We start from the raw sequence: 16,604 nt of genomic DNA on the forward strand, positions 1-16,604 counted from the left end.
TGTGGAGCAACACTTTGCAGCGCAAGATAAACCCGCTCGCCACAACGGCTGATTACTCGTCCTTCTTCATCAACCCGGCCAGTGCGGCGAAGGGGTTGTGGGTTGCCTTGGCGATTTTCGGAGTGCTCAGGGAGCCGTCGCCGAAATATTGCTGGTCGGTGTAGCGCGAGTGTTCGTTGTCGTGGCAGTACAGGCACAGCAGTTCCCAGTTGGAACCGTCCTGCGGGTTGTTGTCGTGGTTGTGGTCGCGGTGGTGAACGGTCAGTTCGCTCAGGCGCTTGCCGGAAAACTCACGGGCGCAGCGGCCACAGACATGGGGGTACATTTTCAGGGCTTTGTCGCGGTAGCCCATCTCCCGGTCGCGCTGGGCATCGGCGAGGATACGGTCCAGCTTGGCGGTGTTGGACGGTGGCGTTGACGAACTCATGGGTTCACCTTTGTAAACAGGACGGATGACGGTTGGACAGAGTTTAGCTCAGCCCTTGAGCTTCTCGGCAATCCAGATGGTGTGGCGGGTGCCTTTGTTGCCATGGGCGAACACTTGCACCTCTTCGGCCTTGAAGCCGGCCTTCTTCAGCTTGTCGGAAAACTGCCGGTCAGCGCTGGCCGACCACACCGCCAGCACGCCCTTGGGCCGCAGGGCCTTGGCGCAGGCGGCCAGGCCTCCAGCCGAATACAGCCAACTGTTGGCTTTCTGGGTCAGGCCTTCCGGGCCGTTGTCGACATCGAGCATGATCGCGTCGAAACCCTGGGGTTCGGCTTGCAGCACCTTGGCCACGTCTTCCATGCGGATTACCGTGCGCGGGTCCGACAGCGGCCGCCCGGCCTTTTCACCCAGGGGGCCACGGTTCCACTCCACCACGCCGGGCACCAGTTCGGCCACCACCACCTCGGCGGTCTTGCCCAGGTGCTTGAGGGCCGAGGCGAGGGTGAACCCCATGCCCAGGCCGCCGATCAGCACGCGCGAGCCGGGACGACCGGCCACCTTGCGGCAAGGAATCTCTGCCAGGGCATCTTCGGAACCGTGCATGCGGGTGTTCATCAACTGCCCGCCGTCACCGCCCTGGATCTTGATGACGAAGTCGTCACCGTACTCGAACAGGCACAGTGCACCGCCGTTATCAGGGATGGGCGTGGTATCGAGCAGAACGAAACGTTTCATGGAAATCTCATGAGAAGGGGCAAACCGACGCGGTAAGGACTAGCCTGAAGGCAGACAATAGCCACGGAGCCATTGATGAAGTGCCTCATTCTAACGGCCATTGGCCTGGCGGCGCTCTCGATAAGTTGCGCGCAGGCCCAGCAGCCGACGATTCCGGTCAACCCGCCGAGCATTCCCGGCTCGCCAGGCACTGCCACTCCCATGCCCTATCCGCCGGTCACGCCCAACAGTGTGCCCAAGGCTGGCCCCGGAAGCGGCGGGCCGCCGTTGCTGCCCCCCATCGAAATGCCCAAGCCACCCAAGGACCAGCCGATACCGGGCATGGAGCCCAAGCCGGTGAAGGCCAAGTCGCCGGGGGGGTAGACATCAAGCCTGTCGGTGAAACAACTGGATGATAAAAACCTGTGGGTTCGGGCATTGCGGTGAACTCTGTGGGAGCAAAGCTTGCTCGCGATGACGTCGGCATATGCAACACCGCTATCGCGAGCAAGCTTTGCTCCCACAGGCTCGCTCCCACAGGTTCTGTTTTTCAACTGACAGAGGGAGGTCAGACCTGCTGCGACAACAACTGCCCATCAGCCATGCGCAGGCGCTTGGACAGGGAGACGGCGAGGGCGCGGATGATCTTGGCGGCGATCTTGGGGGCGTCGTTGAGCATTTTTTCCAGGGAGTCCTTGCCCAGGTTCAGCAACTGGCAATTGCTGGCGGCGATGCAACTGGCCGAGCGCCGTTCGCCGTCGAGCACAGCCATTTCGCCGAATGCCCGGCCACTGCGCAGCGTGGCGATGGTTACAGGTTGGCCGTCGGGGCCGGTTTTCTGCACGGCCACCTGGCCGGTGTGGATGATGCACATGAAGCTACCGGCATCGCCCTCGCGGAAAATCGCCTCGCCCTCGGCAATGGCGCTGATGCTGAAATAGCCCGATGCCGCGGCGAAGTCGACAGGCAGCAACTGGTCGAACAGACCGCAGTCCATCAGCCAGTCGCGGATTTCTTTGTTCAGTAAGGTCGGTTCTGACATGTTGGCACGGTCTTTTTTCTTGTGTTTGTTACAGGTTCGGGCTGGCCTGGGTGTAAGAGATCCCTGGGACAGGCCTTGCTCCCACAAAGCCTTTCCCACATTGGGCTGGGTTAAATCAGGGCCTTGCGCATGGAGCTAAGACCCGGCCATCCCACAGAGTTCCTCAGACCCGCCCCAAAACCTTCAAGACAAATGCATATTCGAGCGCTACGTCACGCAATCCCTGGTAGCGCCCGCTCATCCCGCCATGTCCGGCGCCCAGTTCGGTCTTGAGCAGCAGGGGGTTGTCATTGGTCTTGGTGGCCCGCAATTTCGCCACCCACTTGGCCGCTTCCCAGTACTGCACTCGGCTGTCGTTGTAACCGGCGATCACCAGCAGCGCCGGGTAGGCCTGGGCGCGGACGTTTTCGTACGGGGCGTAGGCCCGGATCCGATCATAAACCTGCGGTTCCTCTGGATTGCCCCATTCGTCGTATTCGGTGACGGTCAGTGGCAAGTCCGGGTCGAGCATGGTGTTGAGCACGTCGACGAACGGCACCTCGGCAATCGCAACCTTGAACAGCTCCGGGCGTTGATTGAGCACCGCGCCAATCAGCAGGCCACCGGCGCTGCCGCCGCTGATTGCCAGCTGTTCGGCGCTGGTGAAACCGTTGGCGATCAAATGTTCGGCGCAAGCGATGAAGTCGCTGAACGTGTTGTGCTTGTGTTCCTGCTTGCCGGCGCGATACCAGGCTTCCCCCAGCTCGCCGCCGCCGCGCACATGGGCGATGGCAAACGCTACGCCGCGGTCAAGCAGGCTCAGCCGCGAATGGGAAAACCACGGATCGAGGCTTTCGCCATAAGCACCGTAGCCATACAGGTACAGCGGTACCGGCCGGCCGAGGGCTTCGCGCTTGACCACCAGGCTGATGGGCACCTGGGTGCCGTCCGGTGCTGTAGCCCAAAGCCGCTGGCTGACGTAGGCATCGGCGTCGAACGGCCCCAGTACCGGGGTTTGCTTGAGCACGACCTGTGCGCCGCTGGCCAGGTCCAACTGACGGATCTGCGCCGGACGGTTCAGGGCCTCGTAGCGCAGGCGGATGCGATCGCTGACGAATTCCAGGCTGTTTTGCACATGCAGGCTGTAGGCCGCATCCGGCAGTTGCACCCGATACGCCGGCAAGCCTTGCGGGTGAACTTCGATGATCGGCAGGCCGCCTTCGCGCAGGCTCAAGGTCATCGCCCCGGCATTCAGGCTCAAGCCGTCGATCATCACCGTGTCGCTGTGGGGGATCAGGTTCTGCCAGTCGGCCTCGGTCGGCGCTACGCCCGTGTCGGCGGCCTGATACAACGCGAAGTTGATTCCGTCGCGGTTGCTGCGGATCAACCAGGTCCATTGGTCATCGAGCAGGCCGTGGTCGACGTCGTATTCATGGTTTTCCACACGGGGCGCCAGGCAGGTAAAGGGGCGCTGCGGTTGCGCGGCGTCCAGCACCCAGACTTCGCTGGTGGTCTTGCTGCCCAAGGACAGGATCAACTGCCTTTCCGAACTCGAACGATAGCAATGCAGGAAGAAACGTCCGTCCTGCTCATGGAACACCTCTTCAGCGGCCGTGCCGTCCAGGCGATAGCGCCAGAGCCTGTGGGGGCGGTGGGTGTCGTCCAACTCGCCAAAAAACAGCGTCAGACTGTCGTTGGCCCAGGTCATGCTGCCGTCGCAATTATCGAAGGACAATTCACTGACCTTGTCGTTGGACAATTCCTTCACGAACAGGGTGTAGATCTCGTCGCCCGTGGTGTCCAGGCTGTAGGCCAGGCGCTGGTGGTCGGGGCTGATGCTGAAGGCGCCCAGGGCAAAGAAACCGCCGCCCGCCAACGCGTTCGGGTCCAGCAGCAGTTGTTCACGGCTTTCATCCACAGTCAGGCTGTCATCGGCCGGGCGCGGGCAGCGGTAGTGGCGTGGGTATTCGTCCCCGGCCGTGGTGCGGGTGTAATACAGGTAGGGGCCCCAGGGCGAGGGCAGCGACAGGTCGGTCTCGAGGATCCGGCCCTTGATCTCCTGGAACAGGGTTTCGCGCAGATCGGCCTGGTCGGCGAGTTGCGCCTCCTGATAGCTGTTTTCCGCCTTGAGGTAGTCGAGCACGGCGTCGGTGTCGCGTTCCTGCAGCCAGGCGTATGGGTCAACACCGGCGTCCCTGCGGGCAATCGGGGCGTTGGAAACGTGGGCAGATAGGGACATGAAAGGCTCTCGAACGTTGTACGAAAAGGGACACGTGGCCTGGACAGAACCAACCAAACAGGCCATTCGCCAGACGCCGGGGCAGCCTGACGAGCGAAAAGCCGTTACTATAAGCGTCTCTTTGCCTGCCTTGCCATGGACACCATGACCGAGAATGACTATCTGATCGCCTGGGGCCTCTACGCCTTCGCCGCCCTGGGCTGCCTGTTGGTATGGATGCGCATGACCCGCTGGATGTGGCGCTGGTTGCGCGAACCGCTGCGGTTGCTGATGGCGGTGTTGCTGTTTTGCCCTACCATCGTTGATCCGGTGAAGGACAAGGTCGCCCCGGCCCTGGCCATTGTTGCCCTGGACGTGCTGTTCAAAGTCGGCAACAACGTCTGGCGGGCGGCTTCCGATCTGCTCATGTACAGCATGATCGCCTTCGGTATCTACTTGATTTTCGTGTTGATCCGCTTCCCCATCGAGCGTGCCGCCAACGCTCGCAAGGAACGGGCCGCCGCCGCAAAAGCCGCCGCCGTGGCCGATGAGCCGGAGGACGTGCCGCCGTTTGGCGTGGCCGGTGATGACCGTTACGGTCGCCCGCCCGTGCCGAGCAACCCCCAGCGTTCGCGAATCGAACCGCGCCTGTAACCGGGCCTGCCCCTTGAAGCGAGAGTTCGAGCATGTGTGAGTTACTGGGCATGAGCGCCAATGTGCCGACCGACATCGTGTTCAGCTTCACCGGGCTGATGCAGCGCGGCGGCAAGACCGGGCCGCACCGGGACGGCTGGGGCATCGCGTTCTATGAAGGCCGTGGCCTGCGCCTGTTCCAGGACCCGGCGGCCAGCAGCGAGTCGGAAGTTGCGAACCTGGTGCAGCGCTATCCGATCAAGAGCGAAGTGGTGATCGGGCACATTCGCCAGGCCAACGTCGGCAAGGTTTGCCTGTCCAACACCCATCCGTTCGTGCGTGAGTTGTGGGGCCGCAACTGGTGTTTCGCCCACAACGGCCAGCTCGCCAATTTCCAGCCGGGCGTGAGCTTCTACCGCCCGGTAGGCGATACCGACAGCGAAGCGGCTTTCTGCGATCTGCTCAACCGCGTGCGCCAGGCCTTCCCCGAGCCGGTGGAGGTGGAGCAATTGCTATCGACGTTGATCGAAGCCTGCACCGAATACCGCAGCAAAGGCGTGTTCAACTGCCTGCTCAGCGATGGCGACTGGCTGTTCTGCTATTGCTCGACCAAACTGGCTCAGATCACCCGTCGCGCGCCGTTCGGCCCGGCGCGCCTCAAGGATGTGGATGTGATTGTCGATTTCCAGGCTGAAACCACGCCCAACGACGTGGTCACGGTGATCGCCACCGAGCCCTTGACCGAAAACGAAACCTGGACCCGCTACGAACCGGGCCAATGGAGCCTGTGGCGACGCGGCGAATGCGTCCGCCACGGCCGGACCGAATAAGGACGTCACGCTATGTTGCTCAGTTATCTACGGCTGGTGTTGTTCGCGGTGGGCCTGTTGGTTGGGGTCCAGGTGCCGGGCTTCATCAATGACTACGCCAAGCGGGTCGAGGCGCACCTGATCGAGGCGCAGACCGGCCTGCAAGGGTTCCAGGGCACTGCCAACCAGTTCTTCAAGGGCGACATGCAGGCCCTGGTGGCCCATTACCGCGCCAGCGAAGACCCGATCTTTCGCAGCGACGCCGACAGCCTGAACACCTTACTCGTGCGCCAGCAGGCCCTGGACAAGCAATTCCAGGCGATGCAAGGCCCGTGGTACATCCGCTTGCTGCAAGTGGCCCTGGCTGCCGATCCGGACATTCGCAAGGAAACCTGGAACGGCTACAGCTACCAGATCCTGTTGACCCCCGAGGCCATGATCTGGGGCATCAGCGGTGCGTTGTTGCTGTCGTTCGGCCTGGAATGCCTGTTCCGTCTGATCGACTGGGTGGTGCTGGGTGGCAAGCGCCTGCGCCAGGGGCGGCCGATTGAAGAGCGCGATTTGCGCGGGCTGTAGCGCCACAGCGCGTTCTTGTGGCGAGAGCGCTTGCTCCCGCTGTTCTGTGCCCGTAGAAGCTGCGTAGAAGCTATGTAGAAGCTATGTAGAAGCTATGGAGCTGTGTAGGAGCTGTCGAGTGCAACGAGGCTGCGATCTTTCCCCAGACACTTGAATCTCAAGCGAAAGATCAAAAGATCAAAAGATCAAAAGATCGCAGGCTTCGCCAGCTCCTACAGGGACCAGCGGGAGCAAGCTCCCTCCACAAAAGCGGTCCGCCTGTCCTGGCGATGTTCTGCCCAATCAAGTTTTTCTTATGACCCAGCCAAGGTTTTATTCGTTGGACGGGATCGGCCGTGCGTTCAAGAATCGGGGCAACGGTCTCCACGTCAGCGTCGTCGAGACTCAAAAACAATAAAACCGTGGAGAACCACCATGAGTGCACCCGACACGCTCGGCGTCCCCCAAACCCAGGCCCGTTCCGGCCCGTTCGATTGGTATCGCAACATCAACCAGCAGGAGCGTCGCACCTTCTGGAGCTGCAAGATCGGCTACGCCCTGGATGGCATGGACACGCAGATGCTCAGCTTCGTGGTGCCGACCCTGATCGCGATGTGGGGCATTACCACCGGACAGGCAGGGCTGATTCACACCAGCACCTTGATCGCTTCGGCCCTTGGTGGCTGGGTGGCCGGCATTCTTTCCGACCGCATCGGTCGAGTGCGCACGTTGCAACTGACAGTGCTGTGGTTCGCGTTCTTCACTTTCCTGTGCGGCTTTGCCCAGAACTACGAACAACTGTTGATCGCCCGTACGCTGATGGGTTTTGGCTTCGGCGGCGAGTGGACTGCCGGCGCGGTGTTGATGGGCGAGGTGATCCGCGCCAAGGACCGCGGCAAGGCGGTGGGCATGGTGCAGTCGGGTTGGGCCCTGGGCTGGGGCATGACGGCGATCCTGTATGCGCTGCTGTTCTCGGTATTGCCGCCGGAAGACGCCTGGCGCGCCTTGTTTATCCTGGGCATTGTCCCTGCGGTATTCGTGATATTCGTCCGGCGCCTGGTCAAGGATCCGGAAGTCTATAGCCAGGCCAAGGCCCGACAAACACCGAGCAACCCGGCGAAGTTCTACGAGATATTCGCCCCCGGCATCCTCTTCACCACCCTTCGGGCCTCGTTGCTGACCACCGGTGCCTTGGGCGGTTACTACGCCATCACCTCCTGGTTGCCAACGTTCCTGAAGAACGAGCGTGGCTTGAGCGTATTGAGCACCGGGGGCTATCTGGCGATGGTCATCGTCGGTTCCTATGTGGGTTACGTCATCAGCGCGTACCTGTCGGACATCCTGGGTCGGAAAAAGAACTTCGTCCTGTATGCCGTCGGCTCCTTCACCATCGTGCTGTTGTATACCCAACTGCACGTGAGCAATAACGTGATGCTCTGGCTGGGCTTTCCCCTGGGGTTCTTCGCGTCGGGCATGTTCAGCGGCATGGGGTCATTCCTCACTGAGCTGTTCCCGACCCGCATTCGGGGTTCGGGCCAGGGTTTTTGCTACAACATCGGTCGGGCGTTGGCGGCAACGTTCCCGCTGTTGATCGGCCTGCTGAGCCAGAAAGTGCCGCTGAGCGTGGGTATCGGTGCGTTTGCAGCGGTGTCCTATGGCGTGGTGATCCTGGCGGCCCTGAGCCTGCCGGAAACCCAAGGCAAGCAGTTGGAAGCTGAGTAACTGATAACCTGCGGGCATGTCCCACAGTTAACGAAGAAAGAACCTACAGGAGCGTTTACCGTGAGCCGCCTGCTATTGAATTGCGACATCGGCGAGAGCTTCGGCAGTTGGACCATGGGTCTGGACGCCGAGGTCATGCCCTTCATCGATTGCGCCAACATCGCCTGCGGCTTTCATGCCGGCGACCCGAGCATCATGCGCAAGACCGTCAGCCTGGCCCTGAGCCACGGCGTGCGAATCGGCGCGCACCCAGCCTATCAGGACCTGGCGGGCTTCGGCCGACGCTCCATGGCCTATGGCGCCCAGGAATTGCAGGACCTGCTGCACTACCAGATCGGCGCCCTCGACGGCATCTGCCGGGCGCAAGGTGGGCGGGTCAGCTACGTCAAGCCCCACGGCGCGATGTACAACGACATGATGGCCAATCCGGCGCAACTGCGTGCGGTGATCCAGGCCGTTGCGGCCTATGATCGGCAACTGCCGCTGATGCTCATGGCGACCCGGGACAACAGCGCCGCCCAGGCCCTGGGCGACGAGTACGGCCTGACCCTGTGGTTCGAAGCCTTTGCCGACCGCGCCTATGACAGTGCTGGTCGCCTGGTTTCGCGGCAAGCGCCGGGCGCGGTGCACCACGATCCCGAGGTGATTATCGGGCAGGCCCTGACCATCGCCCGCGGCGATGCGTTGACCGCCAGTGACGGCAGCGCCTTGCACCTTATGGCCAACACCTTGTGCGTACACGGCGACAACGCCAGCTCCGTGGCGGCCGTGCAACGCATCCGCGAAGCCCTGGACCGGCAGAGTGCGCCATGAGACCACGCTTGGAAGTGGTGGCGGTGGACTGCTTGATGGTGCGCCTGTTCGATGAGATCGCCGAGGCCAACATGCCCTGGATGCTCGCCGCCAGCGAACGCCTGCGCGCGGTGTTTGCCGAACATCTGATCGACCTGGTGCCGTCCTACACCACGTTGATGGTGCACTACGATTTGCTCGCCCTGAACCCGGTGCAGGCTCGCGAATTGATCGACGAGGCGTTGAATAACCTTTCACCGGATGCCCGGTCCGCCGGCCAATGCCACGTCCTGCCGGTGTGGTACGACCTCCGTGTCGGGCCGGAGCTGGAGCGGCTGGCAGGCCGCAGCGGGCTGACGGTCGCCCAGGTGATCCGCCGCCACAGCGAGCGCGAGTACCAGGTGTTTGCCCTGGGCTTCGCTCCTGGCTTCGCCTTCATGGGGCTGGTGGACGAGGAACTGGCCGCACCGCGCCTCGACACGCCGCGCAAGCGCGTGGCAGCGGGCAGCGTCGGCATTGCCGAGCGCCAGACCGCGGCGTATCCGGTGGTGTCGCCCGGAGGCTGGAACCTGATCGGTCGCACCCCGACCAAACTCTTCGATCGCGAGCGTGACGGCTACAGCCTGATGCAGCCGGGGGACACGGTGCGTTTTGCCCCCGTGGACCATGCCGAATTCATCGCGCTGGGTGGCGATGACACACCGTTGGAGGCCCAGGCATGAGCCGGTTGTTGATCGAGGCCAGCACCCCGCTGTGCCTGTTGCAGGATACCGGCCGTTTCGGCGTCAGGCATTTGGGCGTGACTCAGGGCGGCGCGGCGGACTGGTTGTCGATGGCCTGGGCCAACTGGATGTTAGGCAACCACCCGGACGCGGCGGTGGTGGAAATTACCCTCGGCGGTTTCACGGTGGTGGCCGAAGACGATTGCGTGCTGGCCCTGGCCGGGGCGGACCTGGGGGCGCGGATAGACGGCCAGGGGGTGGCGTCGTGGCGCTTCTTCAGCTTGCGCAAGGGCCAGGTGCTGGCGCTCACCCAGCCGGTGCTCGGTGCCCGGGCCTACCTGGCGGCCCCCGGCGGTTTCAATGCGCCTGCGGTGCTGGGCAGCCGGGCGACGGTGGTGCGTGAGGAGCTCGGTGGCCTGGATGGGCGAGGGCGGGCGCTGAGTCGCGGCGCACACTTGAGCTATTCAGGCACGCCGACGCCTCGGCCCATGCCGCACGTGCGGATTCCGGATTTTCAGCAAGCGCAGCCGCTGGACTTGATCCTGGGGGCGCAGAACGGTGCGTTCAGTGGGCAGAGCCTGTTCGATGCGTTCAACACCCCATGGACCCTGGACAGTCGCGCCGACCGCATGGGCATTCGTTTGCTGGGCACGGCGTTGGAATATCAGGGACCGGCGATGATTTCCGAGGGCATCCCGCTCGGCGCCGTGCAGGTGCCACCGGACGGCCAGCCAATTGTGCTGCTCAACGACCGGCAAACCATCGGTGGCTACCCACGGCTGGGCGCCTTGACTCCGTTGGCCCTGGCCCGGCTGGCGCAATGCCTGCCGGGGGCGCAGGTGCGGTTGCGGCCGGTGGTGCAGGAGGTTGCGCATCGGCAGCAGGTTGAGTGTTTACAGGTGTTTTTGAAAAGCTGAAAAGCTTCGCGAGCAAGCCCGCTCCCACAGGAAACCGCGTGTCAATGTGGGAGCGAGCTTGCTCGCGATGAGGCCCTAAAGGGCACCAAAGATCATTTGGAAAGAAACCGCATCCCTTCCTCCAACCCCCGCAAGGTCAGCGGATACATCCGGTCTTCCACCAGTTCGCGCACGATGTTGGTCGAGGCGGTATAACCCCAGGTGTCCTTGGGGTACGGGTTGATCCAGATGAGCTTCTTGTACTTCTCCATGAAACGCTGCATCCACACATAACCGGCTTCTTCGTTCCAGTGTTCGACGCTGCCGCCGGCCTGGGTGATTTCATAAGGCGCCATGGCGGCATCGCCGATGAAGATCACTTTGTAGTCGGCACCGTATTTGTGCAGCAGGTCCTGGGTCGAAGTGCGCTCCGAAGTGCGGCGCAGGTTGTTCTTCCACACCGATTCGTAGACGAAGTTGTGGAAGTAGAAATACTCCAGGTGCTTGAACTCGGTCTTGCAGGCCGAGAACAGTTCTTCGCAGATTTTCACGTGGGCATCCATCGAGCCGCCGATGTCGAACAGCAGCAACAGCTTTACGGTGTTGCGTCGTTCCGGGCGCATCTGGATGTTCAAAAGGCCGGCGTCGCGGGCGGTGTGGTCGATGGTGCCGTCGATGTCCAACTCTTCGGCCGCACCCTGGCGGGCGAACTTGCGCAGGCGGCGCAGGGCGATCTTGATGTTGCGGGTGCCCAATTCCACCTGGTCGTCGAGGTTCTTGTACTCGCGCTGGTCCCAGACCTTCACGGCCTTGCCCTGGCGCTTGCCGGCGTCGCCGACCCGGATGCCTTCGGGGTTGAAGCCGCCGGAGCCGAACGGGCTGGTGCCGCCGGTGCCGATCCACTTGTTGCCGCCGGCATGGCGTTCCTTCTGTTCTTCCAGGCGTTTCTTGAATTCTTCGATCAGCTTGTCCAGGCCACCGAGGGACTGGATCTGCGCCCGCTCTTCGTCGGTCAGCGAACGCTCGAACTCCTTGCGCAACCAGTCTTCGGGAATCAGCGCCTGGAGGTGATCGTCGAGTTTCTCCAGGCCGTTGAAGTAAGCGGCGAACGCTCGGTCGAACTTGTCGAAATGCCGTTCGTCCTTCACCAGGATCGCCCGGGACAGGTAATAGAACTCGTCCATGTCGGCGAAGATCACCCGCTGTTTCAGCGCGTTGATCAGGTCCAGCAGTTCACGCACCGACACGGGCACCTTGGCGGCGCGCATCTCATTGAACAGGTTAAGCAGCATGGCAATCGCCCTCGCTCTTGTTGGACGAAGAGGCTCAGCGAGTGCCGCGACGGCTCATGAACGCCAGGCGCTCAAGCAATTGCACGTCCTGTTCGTTCTTGACCAGGGCGCCGGCCAGCGGCGGGATGGCTTTGGTCGGATCACGTTCGCGCAGTACCGCTTCGCCGATGTTGTCGGCCATCAGCAGCTTGAGCCAGTCCACCAGTTCGGAAGTGGAAGGCTTTTTCTTCAGGCCCGGCACCTTGCGCACGTCGAAGAACACGTCCAGCGCTTCGCTGACCAGGTCCTTCTTGATGTCCGGGTAATGCACATCGACAATTTTCTGCAGGGTGACGCGGTCGGGGAAGGCGATGTAGTGGAAGAAGCAGCGGCGCAGGAACGCGTCCGGCAGTTCCTTTTCGTTGTTGGAGGTAATGATGATGATCGGCCGTTGCTTGGCCTTGATGGTTTCATCGGTCTCGTAGACGTAGAACTCCATCTTGTCGAGTTCTTGCAGCAGGTCGTTGGGGAACTCGATGTCGGCCTTGTCGATTTCGTCGATCAGCAGGATCACCCGCTCCTCGGACTCGAACGCTTCCCAGAGCTTGCCTTTCTTCAGGTAGTTGCGCACGTCGTGGACCTTGTCCACGCCCAGCTGCGAGTCCCGCAGGCGGCTGACCGCATCGTACTCGTACAAGCCCTGGTGGGCCTTGGTGGTGGACTTGATGTGCCAAGTGATCAGGCGCGCGCCGAAGGACTCGGCCAGTTGTTCGGCCAGCATGGTCTTGCCGGTGCCCGGTTCGCCCTTGACCAGCAATGGCCGCTCCAGGGTGATGGCGGCGTTCACGGCCAGTTTCAGGTCATCGGTGGCCACGTAGGCGCTGGTGCCTTCGAACTTCATCTGCAATTCCTCGAACGGTGTCGCCGGCCCGGCGAGGCGGGGCGCGCGAAATAAATATCGTGCCCGACTATAACGCGGCGCCCCGCCGACTGTGAACGCAGACGCTGTATTCAGTCTCTGAATGGGGCGTCACATGTTGACTCAGTCTCGGCTATCACCTTATGGGGCATCACCCCTCGCCACAAAAAAGCCGCAAGCCCTAATCGGCCGACGGCGGTGGCTGTTCATAACGGGCATTGAAGGCCTGGATGAAACCGTTGCGCAGGATCTGCAGGAAGGCTTCGAAGGCGCTGATGTCCTGCTGGTGAACATTGCCGCTGAGCTCCACCCGGGTGGCGAACTGGTTCTTGCGCTGGTTCTTGAGGGCCGTTTCGCCTGTGCCGACCAGCGCTTCCCAGACCGAGCGGAAGATGTTCTTGTTCTTGTCTTCCACGTCCTGCTGCCAGTCGAACACATCGACATCGTGCAGCAATGGCTTGATGTAGCCGCTGAGCTTGGCGTTATCGGCTTCGGCCTCGATCACCAGGTCGCCATGGCCGGCATTGAAATCGAATTTGCCATAAGCCGCGGCAAAATCGTTCAGGCGCTTGAGCTCGATGTTCCTGGCCCGCAGGCGGAAATCGAAATCCTCGAAGTTGCTCAACGGGTCGAAGGTGGCCTGCATTTCCAACGGCGCATGTCCGGCCACCCGGGCCTTGCCTTCGAAACGGGCGTCGCGCTTGCCTTCGGTGTCGACCACGTTGGTCAGGTTGTAGAAGCTGGCGTTGACGTCGGTGGCCCGCAGGTTGACCGGTGGCTTGGAGTTGAAGTTGCGAAAGGTGACCTTGCCGTCCCTGATGCGCACTTCGTTGAAAGTGATGGGCAGCAGTTTTTCCAGTTGCTCGCGCCAGTTGGTGCCCCGGCCGGTCTGGGAGTTCTGGCGGTCGGCGCCGCCGTCGACGAAGTTCACTTCCGGGCGGGCGAATTCAACCTCGGCGACCACCGCATGGTCATACCAAAGCGAATGCCAGCTCACAGACAGGTCCACCAGCGGCGCGCTGACGAACGGCACCGGGACCTTGCCATCGACCTTGACGATTTCCAGGCCGTTGATCCGGTAGGCACCGCGCCACAGGGCCAGGTCCACGTCGGTGATCTGGCCGCGATAATCGCCCATGTCGGCCAGTTTGTCGTTCAGGTAGTCGCGTACCAGGTAAGGCAAGGTGAAATGCAGGGCCACCAGCACCGCGGCGATGGCGGCGAAAACCCACAATGGCCAACGGTATCGACGCTTCATGTCAGTCAGTCTCCAGCGTTTGTTGAGGGAGCGCCTTCTAATGCCATTGACTGTCGCAACAACGGGAACGTTCGGTGCAACTGGACGCCCATGGGCAACAAGCATACCTTTAAAGGCTTACATTCCCGCTGCATCAAGGACCCAGCCATGAGCCGTATATTCGCTGACAACGCCCATTCCATCGGTAATACGCCGCTGGTGCAGATCAACCGCATTGCCCCGCGCGGTGTGACCATCCTGGCCAAGATCGAGGGGCGTAACCCAGGGTATTCGGTCAAGTGCCGGATCGGCGCGAACATGATCTGGGACGCTGAAAGCTCGGGCAAACTCAAGCCGGGCATGACCATCGTCGAACCGACTTCGGGCAACACCGGGATCGGCCTGGCGTTTGTCGCTGCCGCCCGTGGCTACAAGCTGATGCTGACCATGCCCGCCTCCATGAGCATCGAGCGGCGCAAGGTGCTCAAGGCCCTGGGCGCGGAACTGGTGCTCACCGAACCGGCGAAGGGGATGAAGGGGGCGATCGACAAAGCCACCGAGATCATGGCCAGCGATCCAGCCAAATACTTCATGCCGCAGCAGTTCGATAACCCGGCGAACCCGGCGATCCACGAAAAAACCACCGGCCCGGAAATCTGGAACGATACCGACGGTGCGGTGGACGTGCTGGTAGCGGGCGTGGGCACTGGCGGAACCATTACCGGGGTTTCGCGGTATATCAAGAACGTTTGTGGCAAACCGATCCTGTCGGTGGCGGTCGAGCCCGAGGTTTCGCCGGTGATTACCCAAGCGATGGCGGGCCAGGAGATCAAGCCCAGCCCTCACAAGATCCAGGGGATCGGTGCCGGGTTCGTGCCGAAGAACCTCGATCTGTCGATCGTTGACCTGGTCGAGCGGGTCACTGACGACGAATCCAAGGCCATGGCCCTGCGCTTGATGCAGGAGGAGGGCATCCTCTGCGGGATCTCTTGTGGCGCGGCGATGGCCGTGGCCGTGCGCCTGGCGGAAAAACCGGAAATGCAGGGCAAGACCATCGTCGTGATCCTGCCGGATTCGGGCGAGCGGTACTTGTCGAGCATGTTGTTCAGTGATCTGTTTACCGACCAGGAGATCCAGCAGTAACCGCCTGCGGAACATGGCAAGGCCGCCAGCTCCCGCTGGGCCCTGTAGGAGCTGGCGAAGCCTGCGATCTTTTGATCTTGATCTTGATCTTGATCTTGATCTTGATCTTGATCTTGATCTTGATCTTGATCTTGATCTTGATCTTGATCTTGATCTTTCGCTTGGGATTCAAGTGTCTTTGGAAAGATCGCAGCCTCGTTGCACTCGACAGCTCCTACACAGCTCCTACACAGTTCCCATACGGCTCCTACACAGTTCCCATACGGCTCCTACACAGTTCCCATACGGCTCCTACACAGTTCCCATACGGCTCCTACACAGTTCCCATACGGCTCCTGCATAGTTCCTACACGGTTCAGCGGTCGCCACAAGAGGCTGTTCAAGCGCATTCGAGAAAGTCGTTGACGGGCGTCAGCCAAGGTTCAGGTCGCGGATGTTAAATAAGGACATTGTTGCGTAATCCTCAACAGTGAATGTTGCGCCAGACGGTTTCCGGGCCATGCCACGGTCTATAACATGGCCGCGCGCAGCGCCGGGCTGATGGCGTTGCGTCAGTTGTTCTTGGACAAGGAGTTGTAAAATGACCGTTTCGTTTGCCGCCAAGGCCTCGGTGTTGCTGCTGTTTTTGGGCAGTACGCTTTATGTGCATTTGCGTGGCAAGGCACGTCTGCCGGTGTTGCGCCAGTTCGTCAACCACTCGGCGCTGTTCGCCCCCTATAACGCCTTGATGTACCTGTTCTCCGGCGTGCCCTCCAAGCCTTACCTAGATCGCAGCAAGTTCCCTGAACTGGATGTGCTCAAGGACAATTGGCAAGTCATTCGCGACGAGGCCATGCACCTGTTCGACGAGGGCTACATTCGCGCAGCCGAGAAGAACAACGACGCGGGTTTCGGCTCGTTCTTCAAGAAGGGCTGGAAGCGTTTCTACCTCAAGTGGTACGACAAACCGCTGCCCTCGGCTGAGCTGCTGTGTCCCAGGACGGTCGCGCTGGTCAGCCAGATCCCCAATGTCCGGGGCGCCATGTTTGCCCTGCTGCCGGGTGACAGCCACTTGAATCCGCACCGAGACCCCTTCGCCGGTTCGTTGCGTTATCACCTGGGGCTGTCCACCCCCAATTCCGACGACTGCCGGATCTTCGTCGACGGCCAGATCTACGCCTGGCGCGACGGCGAAGATGTCATGTTCGACGAAACCTATGTGCACTGGGTCAAGAACGAAACCCCACAGACCCGCGTGATCCTGTTCTGTGATGTCGAGCGGCCCTTGAAAAGCCGGTTGATGACCCGCCTCAACCGCACCATCAGTGCGTTCCTCGGTCGCGCCACGGCGCCACAGAACCTGGATGATGAACACGTCGGTGGCATCAACCGGGCTTATGCCTGGAGCAAATCGTTCAGCGATGGCATCAGTGGCCGGGTCAAGCAATTCAAGCGCAAGTATCCCAAGGCCTACCGGGTGATGCGGCCCGTGTTGGCAGTGGTGGTGCTGACGGCGCTTGGCTATTGGTTGTTCGTTTAAACATTG

17 protein-coding genes are annotated in these 16,604 nt (G+C 61.5%); 10 read left to right on the forward strand and 7 right to left on the reverse strand.

Features of this window, described 5'->3' with window-relative positions:
- Positions 1 to 52: 52 nt before the first annotated feature.
- Both AC09SL_RS21935 and AC09SL_RS21940 read right to left on the reverse strand, forming a co-directional pair.
- On the reverse strand, positions 53 to 427 hold the full coding sequence (locus tag AC09SL_RS21935; RefSeq protein ID WP_003184246.1) for a YajD family HNH nuclease: 375 nt from the start codon (positions 425 to 427) through the stop codon (positions 53 to 55).
- Between the two features lie 48 nt (positions 428 to 475).
- Positions 476 to 1,162, reverse strand: a complete 687-nt coding sequence (locus tag AC09SL_RS21940) for a spermidine synthase (protein ID WP_064107057.1) — start codon at positions 1,160 to 1,162, stop codon at positions 476 to 478.
- Between the two features lie 75 nt (positions 1,163 to 1,237).
- On the opposite strand from AC09SL_RS21940, the gene AC09SL_RS21945 reads away from it, so the two are divergent.
- On the forward strand, positions 1,238 to 1,525 hold the full coding sequence (locus AC09SL_RS21945) for a hypothetical protein (protein WP_058546108.1): 288 nt from the start codon (positions 1,238 to 1,240) through the stop codon (positions 1,523 to 1,525).
- A 184-nt stretch (positions 1,526 to 1,709) separates the two neighbouring features.
- Here AC09SL_RS21945 and AC09SL_RS21950 read toward each other — a convergent pair whose 3' ends face one another.
- Complete coding sequence (locus AC09SL_RS21950) at positions 1,710 to 2,183, reverse strand: cyclic nucleotide-binding domain-containing protein (RefSeq protein ID WP_003184242.1); 474 nt, start codon at positions 2,181 to 2,183, stop codon at positions 1,710 to 1,712.
- A 163-nt stretch (positions 2,184 to 2,346) separates the two neighbouring features.
- Positions 2,347 to 4,401, reverse strand: coding sequence for a S9 family peptidase (locus AC09SL_RS21955; RefSeq protein ID WP_064107058.1), 2,055 nt, complete (start codon positions 4,399 to 4,401; stop codon positions 2,347 to 2,349).
- A gap of 135 nt (positions 4,402 to 4,536) precedes the next feature.
- Between AC09SL_RS21955 and AC09SL_RS21960 the strand changes: the two genes are divergently transcribed.
- The 7 genes from AC09SL_RS21960 to AC09SL_RS21990 all read left to right on the forward strand — a co-directional run bounded on the left by AC09SL_RS21960 (position 4,537) and on the right by AC09SL_RS21990 (position 10,530).
- Complete coding sequence (locus tag AC09SL_RS21960; protein WP_058545956.1) at positions 4,537 to 5,034, forward strand: hypothetical protein; 498 nt, start codon at positions 4,537 to 4,539, stop codon at positions 5,032 to 5,034.
- A gap of 32 nt (positions 5,035 to 5,066) precedes the next feature.
- Positions 5,067 to 5,843, forward strand: a complete 777-nt coding sequence (locus AC09SL_RS21965) for a class II glutamine amidotransferase (protein ID WP_058545957.1) — start codon at positions 5,067 to 5,069, stop codon at positions 5,841 to 5,843.
- 12 nt (positions 5,844 to 5,855) lie between these two features.
- Positions 5,856 to 6,398: a DUF2937 family protein gene (locus AC09SL_RS21970; protein ID WP_057449800.1), complete on the forward strand. Its 543-nt coding sequence runs from the start codon at positions 5,856 to 5,858 to the stop codon at positions 6,396 to 6,398.
- Positions 6,399 to 6,812: 414 nt separating this feature from the next.
- On the forward strand, positions 6,813 to 8,099 hold the full coding sequence (locus AC09SL_RS21975; RefSeq protein WP_058545958.1) for an MFS transporter: 1,287 nt from the start codon (positions 6,813 to 6,815) through the stop codon (positions 8,097 to 8,099).
- Positions 8,100 to 8,159: 60 nt separating this feature from the next.
- On the forward strand, positions 8,160 to 8,912 hold the full coding sequence (locus AC09SL_RS21980) for a 5-oxoprolinase subunit PxpA (protein ID WP_057449804.1): 753 nt from the start codon (positions 8,160 to 8,162) through the stop codon (positions 8,910 to 8,912).
- On the forward strand, positions 8,909 to 9,613 hold the full coding sequence (gene pxpB / locus AC09SL_RS21985) for a 5-oxoprolinase subunit PxpB (RefSeq protein ID WP_058545959.1): 705 nt from the start codon (positions 8,909 to 8,911) through the stop codon (positions 9,611 to 9,613). Before AC09SL_RS21980 ends, pxpB begins: the two co-directional genes overlap by 4 nt.
- Positions 9,610 to 10,530: a 5-oxoprolinase subunit C family protein gene (locus tag AC09SL_RS21990; RefSeq protein ID WP_058545960.1), complete on the forward strand. Its 921-nt coding sequence runs from the start codon at positions 9,610 to 9,612 to the stop codon at positions 10,528 to 10,530. The genes pxpB and AC09SL_RS21990 overlap by 4 nt, the downstream gene beginning before the upstream one ends.
- A gap of 92 nt (positions 10,531 to 10,622) precedes the next feature.
- On the opposite strand, the gene AC09SL_RS21995 is transcribed toward AC09SL_RS21990, so the two are convergent.
- The 3 genes from AC09SL_RS21995 to AC09SL_RS22005 all read right to left on the reverse strand — a co-directional run bounded on the left by AC09SL_RS21995 (position 10,623) and on the right by AC09SL_RS22005 (position 13,957).
- Entirely contained in the window at positions 10,623 to 11,801 is a 1,179-nt protein-coding gene (locus AC09SL_RS21995) for a vWA domain-containing protein (protein ID WP_003198888.1), read from the reverse strand.
- A gap of 34 nt (positions 11,802 to 11,835) precedes the next feature.
- A complete protein-coding gene (locus AC09SL_RS22000) occupies positions 11,836 to 12,681 on the reverse strand; it encodes an AAA family ATPase (protein ID WP_003184225.1) in 846 nt (281 codons plus the stop codon).
- A gap of 199 nt (positions 12,682 to 12,880) precedes the next feature.
- On the reverse strand, positions 12,881 to 13,957 hold the full coding sequence (locus AC09SL_RS22005; RefSeq protein WP_058545961.1) for a DUF748 domain-containing protein: 1,077 nt from the start codon (positions 13,955 to 13,957) through the stop codon (positions 12,881 to 12,883).
- 147 nt (positions 13,958 to 14,104) lie between these two features.
- Here AC09SL_RS22005 and cysK point away from each other — a divergent pair, with 147 nt between their 5' ends.
- The gene (gene cysK / locus AC09SL_RS22010; RefSeq protein ID WP_058545962.1) at positions 14,105 to 15,079 is read left to right on the forward strand and encodes a cysteine synthase A; all 975 of its coding nucleotides are present in this window, start codon (positions 14,105 to 14,107) and stop codon (positions 15,077 to 15,079) included.
- 580 nt (positions 15,080 to 15,659) lie between these two features.
- Positions 15,660 to 16,598 carry an aspartyl/asparaginyl beta-hydroxylase domain-containing protein gene (locus AC09SL_RS22015; RefSeq protein WP_058546181.1) on the forward strand — a complete coding sequence of 313 codons (939 nt, stop codon included), beginning with the start codon at positions 15,660 to 15,662 and terminating at the stop codon, positions 16,596 to 16,598.
- The last annotated feature ends 6 nt before the right edge of the window (positions 16,599 to 16,604 follow it).

This window comes from Pseudomonas sp. PF05, from assembly GCF_056521845.1.